Source organism: Chryseobacterium sp. JV274 (assembly GCF_903969135.1).
GTDB lineage: Bacteria > Bacteroidota > Bacteroidia > Flavobacteriales > Weeksellaceae > Chryseobacterium.
The window spans coordinates 4,211,576-4,229,192 of record NZ_LR824569.1 but is presented as its reverse complement, the minus strand read 5'-3'; the positions used below and the strand labels follow the sequence as shown (position 1 = coordinate 4,229,192).

Sequence of the window (17,617 nt, the reverse complement as noted above, 5' to 3'; positions counted from 1 at the left end):
AAATTTTTGCAAAGATACAATAAATATTTGACTTGTTTTTGAATAAAGTTTTAAATATACAATCTTAAATTCAGAATCTTTTAATATATTTTTAATTTTTTGAAAATTAAATGTAAAAAAACCAGCTTTAGGTTAAAAACTTGTTAAACATTATTTTTTTTTATTAAATTGGATTGATTTTTTCTGTGTTATTTATGAATTTTCAAAAATAAAACCATGGAACGCAAATTTTTCTTTTTGATATTCTTATGCATGGCCTTGGAAATATTTTCCCAAACACCCAATTATCCGGCCGTCTGGACTCTGGAAAATTGCATTGAATATGCAAAAGCGAATAATATTTCCATTAATTCTCTAAGACTTTCAAAAAATGCTGCCCAACAGGATCTCCTTCAGGCAAAAGATGCAAAATATCCCAATTTAAGCGGAACCGTTTCACAAGGACTTTTTGCTGTCAACGGAAGTGACGGTCTTCATATGACAGGTGCACAATCTCAAAGTATCGGGGCCAATTCTTCCATGACCCTTTATCATGCCAATTATATTAAAAACAATGAAGCCTCAAAAAATCTGCTGGTTCAGATGGCAGACTTATCCGTCCAGGAAGCACAAAACAATATTACCCTCACGATCACCCAGGCTTATCTGAATATTCTGATGAATCAGGAAAATATTATCTCTCTTGAAAATGTTCTGAAAACAACACAAACTCAATTGAAACAAGGTGACCAACTGTATAAAGCCGGAAGCCTTTCCAAATTAAATTATCTGCAAATCCAGTCACAAGTTGCTCAGGATCAATACAACCTGACAGCTACCCAAAACAATCTACGCACGAATACTGTTAATTTAAAACAAATCCTTCAGCTTCCCTCAGGTTATGATTTTCAGGTTGTAAAACCCGACAGTATTATTGTAGACAATCAGCTGAAAACCTTACAGGATGTTCAAAATCTGGCACAAAATCAACGTCCGGAAATAAAATACGGGGAACTTAACGTAGAAAATTCCAATACAAATCTAAAAATGACCAAAGCTTCCATTCAGCCTACCCTGAGTCTGACAGGAAATATTTCCACCAACTATTCCAATGGGAATGGAAATTACTTTAATCAGTTGGGAAATAACTTTTATATGCCCATTGGATTAAGCCTTGGAATTCCGATTTACAACAACAGAATTTACAAAACACAGATTGAGAAGTCAAAAATAGCTATTGAACAGGCCAATCTTGATTTACTGAATACAAAAACGGTCCTTAATCAGCAGGTAGAACAATCTTACATTAATCTCCAGAATGCGCTATCCCAGTACGACTCTGCCTACAAGCAAATGGACATCAGCAAACAGAGTTATGATATTGTGAATGCTCAGATGAAAATCGGAAGCATTGATTATGTACAGCTTCAGCAGCAAAGATTGCTTTATATACAGTCTGTCCAGAATTATCTTCAGGCAAAATACACTGCAATTCTCAATAAACAGATCTACGAATTTTACGCAGGTAACCCTATAAATCTAAAGTAAGCTATGAAAACAAAGAATAAAAAATGGTTATACTGGGTTATGGGCGGCATCATTGCAATAGGTGCAGCCTGGTTTTTTTTCATCAGAGAAAAAGAAATAAAAATCCAGCTGGAAACAGTAAAGCCTGAAATGGGACAAATTTCAAATTCCATTACTGCTACAGGAACCATTCAGCCTGTAGATACCGTTGCAGTAGGTACTCAGGTATCAGGAATCATTAAAAATATTTATGTTGACTTTAATTCTACAGTGAAAAAAGGCCAACTACTGGCTACTTTAGATCCGGATCTGCTTCAGTTCCAGTCACAGCAGATCAAAGCCAACCTGCAAAATGCAAAAAGCAATCTTGCTTACAACGAAATTAACATCAACAGACAGTCACAACTGTACAAAGTGGGAGCTATCAGTAAAGCAGATTATGATAATGCAACCAATCAGTACAATGCTGCGAAAGCACAGGTAGGATCTGTAAATGCTCAGCTTTCTACTGCCAACAAAAACCTGTCTCTTACTAATATCTATTCCCCTATTGACGGAACTGTTCTCAACAGAAATGTAAGTGAGGGGCAGACCGTAGCTTCAAGCTTCAGTACTCCTACCCTTTTCAGTATTGCTAAAGATCTTACCAAAATGAGGGTACGTGCTTCTGTAGATGAAGCTGATATAGGAAATGTAAAAGTAGGTCAGAAAGCAACATTTACGGTAGATGCTTTTCCGGATGAAACCTTTGATGGTGAGGTTTCAGAAGTCCGTCTTCACCCTACCGTTTCATCGAATGTGGTGAATTATACCACCATCATCAACGCAGATAATTCGGGTTTAAAACTAAAGCCGGGAATGACGGCAAATATTACAATTTATACGCAGGTTTTAGACAGTATCATGAAAATTCCGGTAGCAGCAACCAGCTTCAGACCAGACAGTTTGATTATCAAAAAATATAAAATAAATTCTCCCTTTGCCAATGGTAAAAAACATGAAAAAGGACAATGGAAGAAACAGGGTAAAGAAACAGAGAATAAAAGTGAGACAGCTGTCTGGATCATTGCTAAAGACAGTACTATTTCCCACAAAAAAATAAAAACCGGAATGGATAATGACACCGAAATACAGGTTGTTTCAGGGTTAAATAAAAACGACAATATCATCACCGGCTATAAAGTTCTTTCAAAAAAATCATCCGGCGGGCAGGCTAAAAGTCCATTTATGCCTCAAAGAAGAGGGGGCGGAAACAATAGAAACAGTGGCGGTGGCGGCGGACCAAGATAATTCAAACCAAGCCTAAGCAACTAGCAAACCTAAAAACAAAAGTCATGGCAGAAAAAATTCTGGAGATCACAGATCTGAAAAGAGAATTCAAGATGGGTGAAGAAGTTGTTCATGCACTGAAAGGCGTCACATTCACAGTAGAGAAAGGTGAATTCGTTACCATTATGGGAAGCAGCGGTTCCGGAAAATCTACCCTGCTTAATATTATTGGTTGCCTGGATAAACCCTCTGGAGGTGATTATAGCCTGGATGGGGTTAATATTAAGAATCTTGACCGCGATGAGCTTGCTGTTCTCAGAAATCAAAAAATAGGTTTTGTATTTCAGTCTTACAACCTTCTTCCAAGGACCACAGCAAAAGAAAATGTTGAGCTTCCGCTTCTTTATAACTCAAAAATATCTACTGAAGAACGTCACAAAAGAGCTATACAGGCTCTGACTGCGGTAAAACTTGAAAGCAGGATTGATCATCTTCCCAATCAGATGTCCGGAGGGCAGCAGCAAAGAGTTGCCATTGCCAGAGCTTTGGTAAACGAACCTGTAATGATCCTTGCAGATGAAGCCACCGGAAACCTGGATACCAGAACTTCCTATGAAATCATGGCACTCATGCAGGATCTGCATAAACAGGGACGAACCATCGTTTTTGTAACTCATGAACCTGATATTGCCACTTTCAGCAGCAGAACAGTAACTCTTCGGGATGGAAAAGTCATTAAAGATGTCAATAATGATCACATCAAATCTGCCAGAGAAGCCCTCGAAAACCTTCCGGTAAATGATGATTACAAATAGTTTTAAACTGAAAATTTATTACAATGAACCTCTCAAACCTCTTTAGAATTGCCTGGAAAGCCCTCCTACGGAATAAACTTCGTGCATTTTTAACCATGCTCGGTATTATTATCGGTGTGGCTTCGGTAATTGCAATGACAGCCATTGGAGAAGGTTCAAAAAAAAGTATCAGTGATCAGCTTTCTTCTATGGGCTCCAATATGATTACCATACGTCCATCCAGTAATGTGAATGTTTCCGGAGGGGCCAGAATCGGGGCTTCTGGATTACAGACACTGAGACCGCAGGATGCAGACGCTATTTCAAAAGGAGCTCCTGATGTTTCTTATGTCTCCCCTGCTGTACAAACTAATGGACAGTCTATCAACGGGCCTAATAACTGGCCTACTCAATTACAAGGTGTGAATGAAGAATATTTCAGCATCAGAGACTGGAGCATTGCGAATGGCAACTCTTTCACCAGAAAAGATGTGTCATCTTCCAATAAGGTCTGTCTTTTAGGGCAAACGGTTTACAATAATTTATTTCCCAATGGTGAAGATCCCGTAGGAGCCGTTATCAGGTTCAATAAAGTTCCCATGAAAGTTATCGGAATCCTGGCTCCAAAAGGCTCCAATGCATTTGGGCAGGATCAGGATGATGTCATTATTGCACCATTCAACACTGTTCAGAGAAGATTTTTAGGAATCACCTATGTTCAGACCATTTATGCAGCTTCTTCCAGTGAAAATACTTCACAGCAGGCTACCGATCAGGTTTCAGAAATTTTGAGAAAGCAACATAAGCTTCCTGTCGACGGAAGCAATGACGATTTCAGTGTGAGAACTCAGGCTGAGCTTATCTCTACCATGAGTTCCACCAGCCAGCTTCTGACCGTTCTGTTATCTGCTATTGCCGGTATTTCGCTTATTGTAGGCGGAATCGGAATTATGAATATTATGTATGTATCCGTTACGGAACGAACCAAAGAAATCGGGCTGAGAATGTCTATTGGTGCCAGAGGAAAAGATATCTTGTACCAGTTTCTTATTGAAGCTGTGCTTATCAGTATTACCGGTGGAATTCTTGGAGTACTTTTAGGTATTCTGTCTTCAGAACTGGTTACTTTTTTCCTTTCGTGGCCTACTTTCATTACGGAATCTTCCATTATTGTTTCCTTTATCGTATGTGCCGTGACGGGAGTATTTTTCGGGTATTATCCCGCGCTGAAAGCTTCAAAACTTGATCCTATTGAGGCATTGAGATATGAATAGTTTTTGTAAATTTGAGTTGTGAGATTCGGGATTCGGGGTTGAGAAGCCTTTATAAATCTCACTTAACAACGATAAAAAACACCTAATACAATATGTCTGCAAGTATTTCTTCCAAAACATTTGATTTTTTAAACAAATTAAATAAAAACAATAACCGAGAATGGTTTAATGAAAATAAAAACCTGTATACTGAATCTCAGCAAAACGTTGTTTCATTTCTGGATGAACTGATTAAAGAGATGTCAGGTTTTGATGAAGAACTTGCTAAAATTGACAGTAAAAAAGCCTTGTTCAGAATTTACAGAGACACAAGATTTTCAAAAGACAAATCTCCTTATAAAACCAATTTCGGAGCATCTCTGGGAATGGGAAAAGGAAATCAGAAAGGAGGTTACTATCTTCATATGGAACCTGGAAAATCCTTTTTAGCCGGAGGTATCTATATGCCAGAATCTTCAGTTCTGAAAGAAGTACGTAAAGAAATATCGTTGTATGGTGATGATTTCCTTAAAATTCTCAATAATAAGGATTTTAAAAAGCACTTCCCGGAACTTGACCAGGACGACAAACTGAAAAAAATCCCGCAAGGTTTCGAGAAAGAGGATCCTATGGGAGAATATCTGAAACTTAAAAATTTCATTGTAGTATACTCTTTAAAAGATGAGGAAGTACTGGATAAAAATGCTGTGAAAAACATGAATAAAGTTTTCAAACTGATGAAACCATTCAATGATTTCCTGAACACTCCTTTTCTTTAATTTATCCTGAAACACAGATGTTTTTTACCAGCAGGTAACACAAGTTTTCACAGATAACTGGTAATAAACTTTCTATTTCTGAATCTTTTACAAACATTCAGGGTATAGAGATGTTTCTGTGACAAATTTAAAATCCATTAAAAAACAACTGATTACAAAACAGAAACAAAAGATAATTATTGAGAATCAATCTATTATATTTAACATTTTTTAAGAAAAGTTTTACATTTTTGCTTATCTTTGCTGTTCGTCAAAACGCTTACGAATGTCTTTATACCAAAAAATCGCAGAAAAACTACAATATATAAGTCCGAATTTCTATAAAAAAAGATATTTTAAAACGTTAAATAATCTTAATAAAAATAATTTTTCGGAACGTAATGTAGAGCCGGAACTGGTATGGATCAAAGAATACCTTTCTAAGAATGCTGTTATATTGGACATTGGTGCTAATGTGGGAACTTTCCTATATCAATTGGAAAACACTTTGAACCACGATAACATTTATGGTTTTGAACCCAATAAAAAGCTTTACCGTAGATTAAAGAGACTGTTTCCTGCAATGCATATTTTTCCTCTGGCTCTTTCTGACGAAAACATAATGGCCGAGTTCAAAGTACCTATTATTAACGGAAAAACAATTGCTTCCCGCGGTACTTTAAACACTTCATACAAGGAAAAAGGAGAAGAAAAAAGCTATATGGAAAAAGTAAAAGTGATCAAACTGGATGAATGGGCTGCACTGGAACATTTCAAAAGGCTTGATTTTATCAAAATAGACGTTGAAGGAAACGAAATAAAAACACTTTTAGGAGCAAGAGAAACCATCCGACAGTTCACACCGACATTAATGGTTGAGATGGAACAAAGACACCACCAGACTCCTATATGGAATGAAATATCTGAAGTAATAAGCTGGGGATATGAAGCGAAATATCTGAACAGAAACAGCTTTACCCTGGAAAGTCTTACAGAAGATATCATAACACAAAATACAAACGACGAAAAAAATAAAACTCAGTACATCAACAATATTATTTTTATACCTAAAAACATTTAAAACAACTTTATGAGTGTAGTAGCAAGACAAGGCTTCAAATATTCCATTATCGGTTATATTGGGTTTTTGCTGGGCACAGTTTCCGCAATATTCATATTTCCGAATGATTTTGAATTTTATGGAAAGCTGCGCTACATTCTCCCTACTGCAGAAATGCTGGTTCCTTTTGTTGTCTTGGGAATTTCCTATTCAAACGTAAAATTTTTTCACACGGTAGAAAAAGACGGTAAAAAACAAAACATGCTGTCATTGTCGCTGCTCACTGTTTTTATCAACTTTCTTATTTTCACAGTTGTATTTTTTATACTTCCCTATTTTTATCCAAAATTCAGGCACTCGGAAGCATGGAAAATCAAAGAAATGATTCTTCCTCTGATTTTAATCCTTTCATTTTGTGCTATTTTTAATAAATATACTTCCAATTATAAAAGAATTGTGGTTTCCAATATTTTCGACAATCTGTTTCCGAAAATCGCAAATCTGGGAGCTTTCTGCCTCTTTTTCTTTGCTTTATCACAGAATCTTACTGCTGTAACATCGCAGAAAATTGCTTTTGCATTCTTTTTTGGAATATTCTTTTTAATGCTTTTGGGGTATATCTATTATACCAATAAACTGGAGAAAATCAAACTTGATTTTAATACAGATTATTTTAAGAAAAATAATTTCTGGAAAGATTTTTTCAATTACAGTTTCTTCGGATTCCTGGGAACTTTTGGAAATTATCTGGCAATCAACAGCTTTATGATCGGGGAATTCATGGGAATGGAAGAGGTAGGAATCTATTCTGTTTTATATGCCCTGATCTCATTAATCTCTATTCCACAGCTTGGATTATTTAATATTTCTGCTCCTATCATCAACAAGACGCTGGCAGACGGAGATATGGAAGAGCTGGACAGGTTTCACAAGAAAACATCTTTAACATTATATTTCCTTGGTGCTGTTTTATTCTCGTGCATCATGGTTGGATTCCCGTATCTGACCCAATTTATGCCCAAGAACGGAACTATGCTCAGAGAATATGAACCTGTAGTCTGGATCTGGGGTTCTGCCGTGTTGATAGATCTTGCAACAGGTTTCAACGGAAACATTATTTCTCTTTCAAAATATTACAGATTTAATATTCTGGTGATGCTTTTACTGGCGGGGCTGACAATTGGGCTTAATTATTATTTCATTAAAAATACAGATCTGAAACTGATTGGAATTGCTTTATCTACAGCCATCTCTCTTACGATTTACAATGTTGTAAAAATCGTTTTCAATTATATTGTATTCAAGGTTTCACCTTTAAGCATTGAAATGATTTTTGTCTCTATTATCTGTACTTTAGCGATTACAGTAGCTATTGTTCTTCCCAACTTCAACAGCAATCTGCTTAATCTTGTTTATAAACCGACAGTTGTTCTGATACTGATTTATATTGGAAATTATTTCACCAAAATATTCCCGGTTGAAGACTATCTGAATATGAGGTTCATCAAGAGTGTATTTAAGATTAAATAGACTTTTTAAGGCGAAAACACGGAGAAGGTAAGGTATTATTTATTGAAGTATGTTGATTTTACTTACATCAGACTATGTAAAAATTTAAACAATTTTTTCTGCACCACTTCTTTACTGTAAGTATTAAAAAAGTCAAATGGAGTCTCTGATAAAGTCTTTAACTGATCAAGAATATTTTCTTTTTCAGGAATGATAAATTCAAGTTTTGAAGGATAATCCTCAGGGAAAACGGCCAATTTCCCGTAAGCTACTGCATCCCCAAGATTTCCTGTCATTTTAGTCACGCCATACGTCTCTTTCATGCTGAAGAACTCTGTTTCCTGCTGAATAGGGCACCATAGGACATCCGCTTTCTGCATCCATTTTTCGAAATTTTCAGAAGAAACTCTTTCGGAGAAATAAGTAATACTGATATTTTCAGGCAGTCTTTGCGACAGCTGTTCAAGCTCTTTTAATTCATGATCCTTTGCTTTTCCAAGGAATACAAACTCACAATGCTTATCTGTCTTTACATTCTGAATTGTTTTAAAAATATAAGCATAATCTCTTCTCTTCTGAGAAACTCCTCCCGGAATAACTACAATAAGATTATCATTTTTAATGGTATCAAAATCTCTGGTATAAAACAGTGGCAAAAACTGATGTCTTCCTGAAACCAAAGCCTCATCAAGCACTAAAAGCGATCGGGATGTCTTATAAACTTTAGTATTATAAAATAATCCTTCTTTGAGCCACAATTTCACTCTGAAAATAATATCTCCTTTGAAAATACTTTTCATCAGATTCAGTTTTGAAGCTTTTGCAAAATTAAGATTATGGGTAATGATTGCTGTATTGTACTTTTTTGTTATCGCCAAAAATGTATTAAAATAACGATGTACAGTTCCAATGACAACCAAATCATATCCTTTCCCTTTTAACTGATCCAGAATCATAGAACTGTCTGATAAAAAAACAGTTTCATTACGATGATTAATATGATCTTTGATTCTTTTTGAAAAATAATAATCTACCGTAAAATCCTGAGAGCCTTCCATAACATCTATAAAAGCCTGAGCAATTTCTGCGTGCGTGTCTATTTCTATGTAAGCTATTTTTTTCACAGGGTTAGCGGGAATTAAGTCTTATAAATTTTGGCTAAAGCCAGTGGATTTTTTATTTTTTTAATTAAACGGGCTAAAGCCCATTCCTATTGATCTATATCAAAGTTTACAAATTATTCCCTTACATCTTCAGCCATTTCTTCTTCAGCATTCTCCAACGCTGATCATTAATTGCTTTTTGCTCTTCTTTTGTAATTTTAAGCTCCATTTTTTTTGATCTGCAATTTTCATAGGAATTTATAATATCAAAGAAAAATGATGGAGACTTGCTTTTCATCGCTTCTTTTGAGGAGGCAATATATGCCAGAAACCTGTTCAGGCCCAAGAAATAAAAGTACCTGCCATAATAATCCGCAGGCCGTATGGTATAATCAGCTCCTTTTACTTTAATCAGCTTCACATGAAGTTCCGGAAGAACAATTTCCTTCCATCCCAGATTTTCCAACAGTATGGAATCAATATTATCCCAGCCTAAAGTTTCCCTTAAGCCTCCGATCTGAGTAAAACTCTCTTTACGGTAAGCTTTCATAGGACCTCTTACGTGATGTTTATTGGAATTTCCTTCATAGATCCACTTTCCGTCTTTTTCTATGTACAAAAGACCTCCTACGAGCCCATATTCCGGATTGTTTGTAAAAGCTGTTTCTACTGCTGTCAGGTAGTTTTCCGGAAGGATGATATCGGCATCAAATTTACAGATGATATCAAATTCATCCATCGATTGAGTCCGGAGGCCATTTTTAAAAGCATGAACAACTTTAGAACCGGGCTGATGTGCAGATTTCTGAAGATTGACTGTTTCAAAACGGGAATCAGTCTTTGTATATTTCCTGATGATTTCAGGGGTTCTATCTACAGAACCGTCATTCACTACCACTACTTTAAAATCTTTGCTGCTTTGCTTTTGTAAAGAATCCAGCGTAAAGGAGAGGTTGTCTTCTTCGTTATGAGCAGGAATTATAATTAAAAACCTCACGAATTATCAATGATTAATGATCAATGATCAATGATAAGAAGATTTTAGGATATCAATTATCATTGATCATTCATCGTTTATAGAATTTATTTATTATGCGGTTTCAGCATATTTTTCGGATCAAGGATTTCGTCCAGTTTCTCCTGGGAAAGAATTCCCTTTTCAAGAACAAGGTTGTAAACGCTTTTCCCGGTTTCCAATGCTTCTTTGGCAATCTGTGTAGACTGTTTGTACCCGATATAAGGGTTAAGCGCTGTTACAATACCGATGCTGTGCTTCACCATATTCAGACAGATCTCTTTATTAGCCGTAATTCCAACCACACATTTCTCGCGAAGGGTATCTAAAGCATTGCAAAGAAAGTTAATATTTTCCATGATTGCATGGGAAAGTACCGGCTCCATTACATTAAGCTGCAGTTGTCCTGCTTCTGCTGCAAAAGTCACGGTAAGATCATTCCCGAACACTTTGAAACAAACCTGGTTTACCACTTCCGGAATTACCGGATTTACTTTACCTGGCATGATAGAAGATCCCGGCTGCATTGGCGGAAGGTTGATTTCAAAAAGCCCAGCTCTCGGACCTGATGACAATAATCTTAAATCGTTACAGATCTTTGATAATTTCACAGCAAGACGCTTCGTTGCTGAAGAGTAGATTACATAAGATCCTGTATCTGGTGTTGCTTCCACTAAATCCGGTGCTGAAACAATTGGGTATCCTGTAATCTGAGCCAAGTTTTTAGCACAAAGTGTAGCATAACCTACCGGAGCATTTAATCCTGTTCCGATAGCTGTTGCCCCCATGTTTACTTCAACAAAAAGATTTGCATTGTTATTCAGCTTGGAGATATCTTCTTCTAATGTAGCTGCATACGCTTCAAACTCCTGCCCCAAAGTCATTGGAACGGCATCCTGAAGCTGTGTACGGCCCATTTTGATGACATCATGAAACTCCTTTCCTTTTGCACGGAATGCAGCAATAATTTTTTCAAGCTTTTCTACCAGTCCGATGTTCATCTGCAGCAATCCCATTTTGATGGCTGTAGGATAAGCATCATTGGTTGACTGGGAAAGGTTGATATGATCATTAGGTGAACAGAATTCGTATTCTCCTTTATTTTTCCCTAATTTCTCCAATACGATATTGGCAATTACTTCATTGGCATTCATGTTGATGGAGGTTCCTGCCCCACCCTGAATCATATCTACCGGAAACTGGTCATGATATTTCCCGTCTACAATTTCATCACACGCTTCTGCTATTTTAAAATAGAGGCTTTCATCTAAAAGTCCTAGTTCATAATTGGTTTTTGCTGCCGCTTTTTTTACAAAAGCCAACCCTTTTATGAAATCCGGATATGAAGACAAAAGCTGTCCTGAAATTTTAAAATTATCAATAGCTCTTTGTGTCTGAACCCCATAATAAGCATCTAAAGGCACATTCAGTTCGCCTAATAGATCACTTTCTTTCCTGAAATTTTCCATTACAGATATTTTACTGTTTTTGATCGTTTAAAGATAGCAAAAACGCATCTAACCGATGCGCTTTAATTTGAATTATTTTACTGGATATTTTTGATTTAAAGCTTGCAGTATTGCCCATGTTTCGGCATCCATGATTCCGTCATAATTCTGCGGACGGAAATGGTACTGGAATGCTTCAATTGTCTTCTTGGTGGCATCATCCCAGGTTCCGCTAGGCTCCAATCCGTATCCAAATTTCTGCAATGAAGTCTGAATAAGGAAAATAAAGCTGGATTCATTATATCTTGCCGTAATGTCTGCCTGCGCTGCCTCAAGATAAGTTTGCTTGGCTGCTTCATCATACCACATCCCAATCTGGTATTCATCATACAGTTTTTTCCATGGGAACATTGGTCCCGGATCCTGTTTTCTTGTAGGAGCAATATCTGAATGAGCAAGTACATAATTAGGCTGAATCTGATATCTTGTTACAATATCTTTAACCAATGCTGCCACTTTTTTCACCTGATCATCACTAAAAGGAGCAAATGTTCTTTTACCTGTAGCATCTGTAGTATAGCCGGCATTTACAATTTCAATCCCAATAGAAGTATCATTAAGATTTTTATCATTTCTCCATGAACTGATTCCTGCATGGTATGCTCTTTTGTTTTCGTCTACCAACTGATAGATCTCGTTGTCTCCTGTATTGTTTACCAGATAGTGGGCACTCACCGCCTGCTGGGTAAGAACGGTAATAGATTTGTCATCTGCAAGAGCTGTATAATGTAATATTAAGTAACGTTGTCTGAAGTTTTGGGCTACTGCAGGGAAATAAGTCTTTACAACTTTATACCCTCCCGGTTTTGCAGATACAATGGAACCATAACTTATCGTATTATCATTTTTTGTTGGGTCTGCTATATTAGTAGTAAAAAAGTCAACTCCACGATCGGATACTACTTTTGATTTCGGAGCAACCGGAGGTGTTGTCTGAACCTTCGGTTTCGCCTGTGTTATTGGGGTTTTCGGTTTGTAAGTATTTTTTTTCACATTTTGCTGAGAAGTACATGAAAAAACAAAAGTGCTTAATCCGATGATATATAATGTCTTACGCATCAGTTTGGTTTTTGGATGATTTATTACTTCAAAAATACACAAAATTTTCTTGAATTTTATTTGGTAAATAAGGAAATCTGTTCTATATTTGCACTCGCAATAACGGAACAACGATCATTAAAAAATAAACAAAAAGGAGGGTTGCCAGAGTGGTTAATGGAGCAGTTTGCTAAACTGTCGACGCGAAAGTGTCGCAAGGGTTCGAATCCCTTACCCTCCGCTCTTTTATATATTCGGGGCGTAGCGTAGTCCGGTCATCGCGCCTGGTTTGGGACCAGGAGGTCGCAGGTTCGAATCCTGCCGCCCCGACTGTTTTTAGTAGTTTTCTCAAAACTACTTAATGGGTGCGTAGCTCAGCTGGATAGAGCATCTGCCTTCTAAGCAGACGGTCAAAGGTTCGAATCCTTTCGCGCTCACATAAAGACTTACTGGAAACAGTAAGTCTTTTTTGTTTCTATATTGCCCTGTTTATAACGCTTTGAGATACTTTGAAATAGGATTTAGGGTATTATCAAGCCTGGCTTGAATGTCATATACTGGTTTCTGAAACCAAATACCTCAGTTCTTCTTCCAGCTTATCAGCCTCTAATTTTCCACTGCTCTTTATTTCCTTTCCCTATAATCTTCTTTAAAGGTCATATTCTTCAAAATAAACGAGCCATAGAAATACTATAAAAACTTCTAGCCTCTAAACTGAATTAGCTACGATTTAGTCTGGAAATTAGGATCAATTAACGATACTTTTAATGAGACTATTAAAACTAACAGAAACGAATATAGTAGCTATAACAAGCAAAGTAGGTCAACTCAGACTTGGCTGAAAACTTGTAAATGTACACATATAGTTAATTAATAGGATTGGATATTTTAAAACTAAAAAATCGAGGCATTCACTCCTCGATTTTTTTATATAGATTGTTGTGAGATAGTATTAATATAATAAAAACATGATTTAGAATCTATTATAGCAATTAAAAATACATTTTTACCAAACTATTCTCTTCCATTTGGTTAATGTATTTCTACTTAACTTAAAATGCCTTGCTGTTTGGGTATTGTTTAAATTATTATCTTTTTGATAATTAAGAACCATTAATATGGTTGTCTTATCATAAGATTTAAATTTTGCATTTTCATTATTGCTATCTTCCACCAGTAATTGGTTAATTTTTATGACATCTAATACCGTAAAATTCGTCTTTACGAGAGTTCCTATTGCACTTTCCATTTTATGAGGATATTTTCTAACAATCATATCGTAAAATATTTTCTTATAATTAGGTGAAGACGCTTTCATATCTTGTTATTAACAATTAAAATTATATAAACTACTGATTTACACTATATTTAACAACCCATTTATAAAGGGTAGTCTTTGGAATATTATATTCTTCAATAATCTCATTTTTACTTTTTTCTCCAGAATTTATTAACTCTAAGAAAAAATCAATTATCTCTTTGGTATAAATATTTTTTTTAAATCTTGGAAGGGTCGTTGATGAAGCTTTAACATTATTCTCAGTAGCTGGAGAATATAAAATTAAATGTTGCGTGTATATTCTAAAAAAATCATACTCGGTTAATTTACTCCAACGAAGAATAATTTCTGAATCCATACTTTTCAGGTGATACATTCTATAGACCTCCTCAGTACTACACATAAAGAAACTACAGATTCTTTCCAAATCTAATTCACATTCCAAAACTCTTTTTTCAATTAAACGACCAATATGAATATCTTTAAATTCCATATTTCCTTAACTATTTTTACGATTTAGTTAATTAACTTAATTAATATGTAGCATATGTTAAGTTTTGAACATCTCCAGTTGCCGGAGTAGTACCTAAACTTTTAAAACCATTATATCCTGCAACCAATAATCGGCTTCCACCTTCTGTAACACCACTTCCAGTCGCAATCATCACCCCATAATACCCCATATCCACAGCTGTTAATGTTACGTCACCATCAAGCAATGAAGTAGAATGCAATGTCCAGTTTACGCTTTGGCCAACACCACCATTTCCAAATCTATAACCATAAGAGAACCCTGTATACCATATAAAATGATTGGTAATCACTACGGCTCCGTCCATATCCATATCAAAATCAACAATTGTCTCACCAGAAGCTAAGGAAATACTGTCAGAAAGCAACATTAAATTACTGTTGGTGGCATTTGCATTTCCTTTACCTATCCTATATAGTGGAAATCCTTGTGCTACAGACCCCCATAATGTATTATTATCCATCAGCGCAATCAAAGAGTAATACCCAATCATTACTTTAACCACTTTAGCACCTGATGCTGTTGCCGGAGCAAAAAAACTGGTTATATCCTGAGGGGTAGAAATAAATGTTGCAGTGGCTCCCCAAGGTCCTGCATAGAAATTATATCCCCAGGCAAATACTTTACCCGTTGCATCGATAGCAGTAAACATATTATAAGGAGTTCTTTCTTGTTCACTCCAAATAGATTTAATATTGCTCAATGTTGGTATTTTAGTATAAGTTAAAGTATTTCCTACTGTAGTTCCTAGTCCGGTTTGCCCTCTTGCATTTTCACCCGCAGCATATACGTTACCAAGATTTGTTAATATGATTGTATTATAAGCACTCTGCTGAACCTGAATTGGATTTTCCCCAGCTGCCAAACCTGCTATAGTAACTTTCGTCCAGCTGCTTATCACATCTCCATTACCTCCGGTGCCAAGCTTTCCACCATAATTAGATCCGGTAACAAAGATATCCCCGGAAGTGGTAATGACAGTTCTAGACTCTAAACCACTATTTGTTGTAAGTGCCGATTTTGCCATCAATCTGGTAGCCGGACTTTGGGTTCCGGCAGGGGAAAGACCTAAACCATATGATGTATAACCAGCCCCCGTAAGAAAGTTCTTATCTGTAATACTATTGAAAGCACTAGTATAATACGAATAATCAAATCTTTTTTGCATAAGCGGACTAGTAGTACTAGAATATTTGCTAACCATCCAAAACCTATCTCCTAGAACAGATGTTGATATCAATCCCTCTACTGTTGACTTATCCAGAAGGCAATCTGACCATCCTGCAGATGTATTCAGTCGTAAACATTGCTTTATAGAATCATATACAACCGTAGCTTCCACTGGAACAGCACCTGCTGGAGTAACTGTTGAGGGAGCAGAATCCACAATAGGCATCACTACACCTAATTTCTTTGTTACGTTTTTCATGTGAAGTATACCCTGAGGGTTTGTTGTGTTTATACCTACTTGACAAAAAACATTCGATACTGTTAAAATGGTAATTAGTAAGGGTAATAAATTTTTTTTCATGATTGTAAATGTATTTGATTTGTTTTTTAGGGAAATTGCCTCACTTGGCACAAGACAAATGTATTTATAAACAAACAGGATATTTACAATACCATTAATTCATTTATGCAATATGATTTAAAACAACCTCTTTATTATTCCAATAGATTAAAACATATTTAATATATGAATTGTTATTTACAAAGAGTAATCAAAACACTTAACGTCTTGATATAAAGATCATTAAAGAAGACAATATTAAAATTTACTTTAGTTTAAACACTCGCGAATGTTTTGATATAGAAATCAAATAGTAATTGATTTATTTTTTCGTTTATTTTGCCAACAGAATTTTCTTTAGAAGATTGAAAAACATATTTGATAATTGTTATAAAAATTATCATTTAAAAAAGCAATTGTTTTTTTTAAATGGTAAAATCATAATCCTTATAATGAAAAATGTCAGTTAAATGAAATTAGTTAGGAACACCCAAAATATGACGAGTGATCAATTAAAAAGAGATCTTATAGCCAAATATGTCTTGATTATAACAATCGTTTTAAGCTTTTATTCTATTTATTTATACTTTTTTGCTTCAACAACTTTTTTCTCATATTATATTTTGGGATTTCTATTTCTTGTTTTATATACCTGGGTAATTATTCTTCCAAAATATGATATCAATAAAATTGTCCATATCTATATAATTTCTGTTTCGATATTTCTTACTTATATAATGCTTAATGTCTGGAAAAACAATACACTTGTTTCAATGTGGTTTTTACCAATAATTGTGGCCGCTGACACATTTTTTTCAAAAAAATATGTATACATATATACTATATATGTAACTCTATTAATTATTACCATATTTTTATTAAATCAAATATATGACTTCAATGAATTGACACTTGTATCCGAATCATCAAGAAAAGCATCTGAAGTGATTATATTTTTTTCAAATTTATTTATACTAATACTGTTAATGCATTATAATCGTTTGATAAAAAAAAAGGAAAGTGAAGAAAAATATAGCAGTGGTAACTTAGAAAACAAAGATAGTTTTCCCAATATCAATTCATTAGATCTCGAGAAAAAGGAAGATAAAGATATTGAAAAGTATATGATTTTATACGCTAGTATTAAAAAAATCATTGAGGATGAACGTTACTTTGCAAATTCGAATTTTAGTTTATCAGACTTATCTTCACTTATTAATTCAAATGTAATATATATATATCAACAGCAATAAAATTAAATGGTTATGACAATTACACTCACTATTTAAACTTCTGCAGAATACAAAATGTAAAAAAAATGCTTAAAGAAGAAGATTTGAATAAAGTTAATTTTATGTATATTTATACCGCTTCAGGATTTTCCAACCAAGTTACGTTCAATAGAGCTTTCAAAAGAATTGAAGGAATTACACCTTCAGAATATATTAAAAATCTTAATGTTGACACTATAGATTAATCATTT

16 protein-coding genes and 3 tRNA genes are annotated in these 17,617 nt (G+C 35.1%); 12 read left to right on the top strand and 7 right to left on the bottom strand.

Annotated elements, in window-relative coordinates:
* The first annotated feature begins 216 nt into the window (after positions 1-216).
* The 7 genes from CHRYMOREF3P_RS19520 to CHRYMOREF3P_RS19490 all read left to right on the top strand — a co-directional run bounded on the left by CHRYMOREF3P_RS19520 (position 217) and on the right by CHRYMOREF3P_RS19490 (position 8,170).
* Positions 217-1,527, top strand: a complete 1,311-nt coding sequence (locus tag CHRYMOREF3P_RS19520; RefSeq protein WP_180565301.1) for a TolC family protein — start codon at positions 217-219, stop codon at positions 1,525-1,527.
* A gap of 3 nt (positions 1,528-1,530) precedes the next feature.
* A complete protein-coding gene (locus CHRYMOREF3P_RS19515) occupies positions 1,531-2,796 on the top strand; it encodes an efflux RND transporter periplasmic adaptor subunit (protein ID WP_180565300.1) in 1,266 nt (421 codons plus the stop codon).
* 44 nt (positions 2,797-2,840) lie between these two features.
* Positions 2,841-3,590 carry an ABC transporter ATP-binding protein gene (locus CHRYMOREF3P_RS19510; RefSeq protein WP_149389340.1) on the top strand — a complete coding sequence of 250 codons (750 nt, stop codon included), beginning with the start codon at positions 2,841-2,843 and terminating at the stop codon, positions 3,588-3,590.
* Between the two features lie 23 nt (positions 3,591-3,613).
* Complete coding sequence (locus tag CHRYMOREF3P_RS19505) at positions 3,614-4,843, top strand: ABC transporter permease (RefSeq protein ID WP_047380899.1); 1,230 nt, start codon at positions 3,614-3,616, stop codon at positions 4,841-4,843.
* 92 nt (positions 4,844-4,935) lie between these two features.
* Positions 4,936-5,601 carry a DUF2461 domain-containing protein gene (locus CHRYMOREF3P_RS19500; RefSeq protein WP_077415745.1) on the top strand — a complete coding sequence of 222 codons (666 nt, stop codon included), beginning with the start codon at positions 4,936-4,938 and terminating at the stop codon, positions 5,599-5,601.
* Between the two features lie 265 nt (positions 5,602-5,866).
* A complete protein-coding gene (locus CHRYMOREF3P_RS19495; protein WP_180565299.1) occupies positions 5,867-6,661 on the top strand; it encodes an FkbM family methyltransferase in 795 nt (264 codons plus the stop codon).
* 9 nt (positions 6,662-6,670) lie between these two features.
* A complete protein-coding gene (locus CHRYMOREF3P_RS19490; protein WP_180565298.1) occupies positions 6,671-8,170 on the top strand; it encodes a lipopolysaccharide biosynthesis protein in 1,500 nt (499 codons plus the stop codon).
* A 62-nt stretch (positions 8,171-8,232) separates the two neighbouring features.
* On the opposite strand, the gene CHRYMOREF3P_RS19485 is transcribed toward CHRYMOREF3P_RS19490, so the two are convergent.
* The 4 genes from CHRYMOREF3P_RS19485 to CHRYMOREF3P_RS19470 form a co-directional block, all read right to left on the bottom strand.
* Positions 8,233-9,273, bottom strand: a complete 1,041-nt coding sequence (locus CHRYMOREF3P_RS19485; protein WP_180565297.1) for a hypothetical protein — start codon at positions 9,271-9,273, stop codon at positions 8,233-8,235.
* 121 nt (positions 9,274-9,394) lie between these two features.
* On the bottom strand, positions 9,395-10,249 hold the full coding sequence (locus CHRYMOREF3P_RS19480) for a glycosyltransferase (RefSeq protein WP_180565296.1): 855 nt from the start codon (positions 10,247-10,249) through the stop codon (positions 9,395-9,397).
* A gap of 86 nt (positions 10,250-10,335) precedes the next feature.
* Positions 10,336-11,736, bottom strand: coding sequence for an aspartate ammonia-lyase (gene aspA, locus CHRYMOREF3P_RS19475; RefSeq protein WP_077415755.1), 1,401 nt, complete (start codon positions 11,734-11,736; stop codon positions 10,336-10,338).
* A gap of 72 nt (positions 11,737-11,808) precedes the next feature.
* Entirely contained in the window at positions 11,809-12,834 is a 1,026-nt protein-coding gene (locus tag CHRYMOREF3P_RS19470; protein WP_180565295.1) for an N-acetylmuramoyl-L-alanine amidase, read from the bottom strand.
* Positions 12,835-12,969: 135 nt separating this feature from the next.
* Here CHRYMOREF3P_RS19470 and CHRYMOREF3P_RS19465 point away from each other — a divergent pair.
* The 3 genes from CHRYMOREF3P_RS19465 (at position 12,970) to CHRYMOREF3P_RS19455 (ending at position 13,250) form a co-directional block, all read left to right on the top strand.
* Positions 12,970-13,054 (top strand) — tRNA-Ser (locus CHRYMOREF3P_RS19465).
* Positions 13,055-13,068: 14 nt separating this feature from the next.
* Positions 13,069-13,143 (top strand) — tRNA-Pro (locus tag CHRYMOREF3P_RS19460).
* A 33-nt stretch (positions 13,144-13,176) separates the two neighbouring features.
* Positions 13,177-13,250: transfer RNA gene (locus CHRYMOREF3P_RS19455), tRNA-Arg, on the top strand.
* 569 nt (positions 13,251-13,819) lie between these two features.
* Here the strand turns inward: CHRYMOREF3P_RS19455 and CHRYMOREF3P_RS19450 are convergent.
* Genes CHRYMOREF3P_RS19450 through CHRYMOREF3P_RS19440 form a run of 3 tightly spaced genes read right to left on the bottom strand, consistent with a single transcriptional unit; the run spans position 13,820 to position 16,053 of the window.
* Entirely contained in the window at positions 13,820-14,131 is a 312-nt protein-coding gene (locus CHRYMOREF3P_RS19450) for a hypothetical protein (protein WP_077415759.1), read from the bottom strand.
* A 31-nt stretch (positions 14,132-14,162) separates the two neighbouring features.
* Positions 14,163-14,585: a transposase gene (locus CHRYMOREF3P_RS19445; RefSeq protein WP_077415761.1), complete on the bottom strand. Its 423-nt coding sequence runs from the start codon at positions 14,583-14,585 to the stop codon at positions 14,163-14,165.
* Between the two features lie 40 nt (positions 14,586-14,625).
* Positions 14,626-16,053: a hypothetical protein gene (locus tag CHRYMOREF3P_RS19440; protein WP_077415763.1), complete on the bottom strand. Its 1,428-nt coding sequence runs from the start codon at positions 16,051-16,053 to the stop codon at positions 14,626-14,628.
* A 551-nt stretch (positions 16,054-16,604) separates the two neighbouring features.
* Between CHRYMOREF3P_RS19440 and CHRYMOREF3P_RS19435 the strand changes: the two genes are divergently transcribed.
* Both CHRYMOREF3P_RS19435 and CHRYMOREF3P_RS24195 read left to right on the top strand, forming a co-directional pair.
* The gene (locus tag CHRYMOREF3P_RS19435; RefSeq protein ID WP_077415765.1) at positions 16,605-17,387 is read left to right on the top strand and encodes a hypothetical protein; all 783 of its coding nucleotides are present in this window, start codon (positions 16,605-16,607) and stop codon (positions 17,385-17,387) included.
* Positions 17,366-17,611: a helix-turn-helix domain-containing protein gene (locus tag CHRYMOREF3P_RS24195; RefSeq protein WP_175627231.1), complete on the top strand. Its 246-nt coding sequence runs from the start codon at positions 17,366-17,368 to the stop codon at positions 17,609-17,611. The genes CHRYMOREF3P_RS19435 and CHRYMOREF3P_RS24195 overlap by 22 nt, the downstream gene beginning before the upstream one ends.
* Positions 17,612-17,617: the final 6 nt, after the last annotated feature.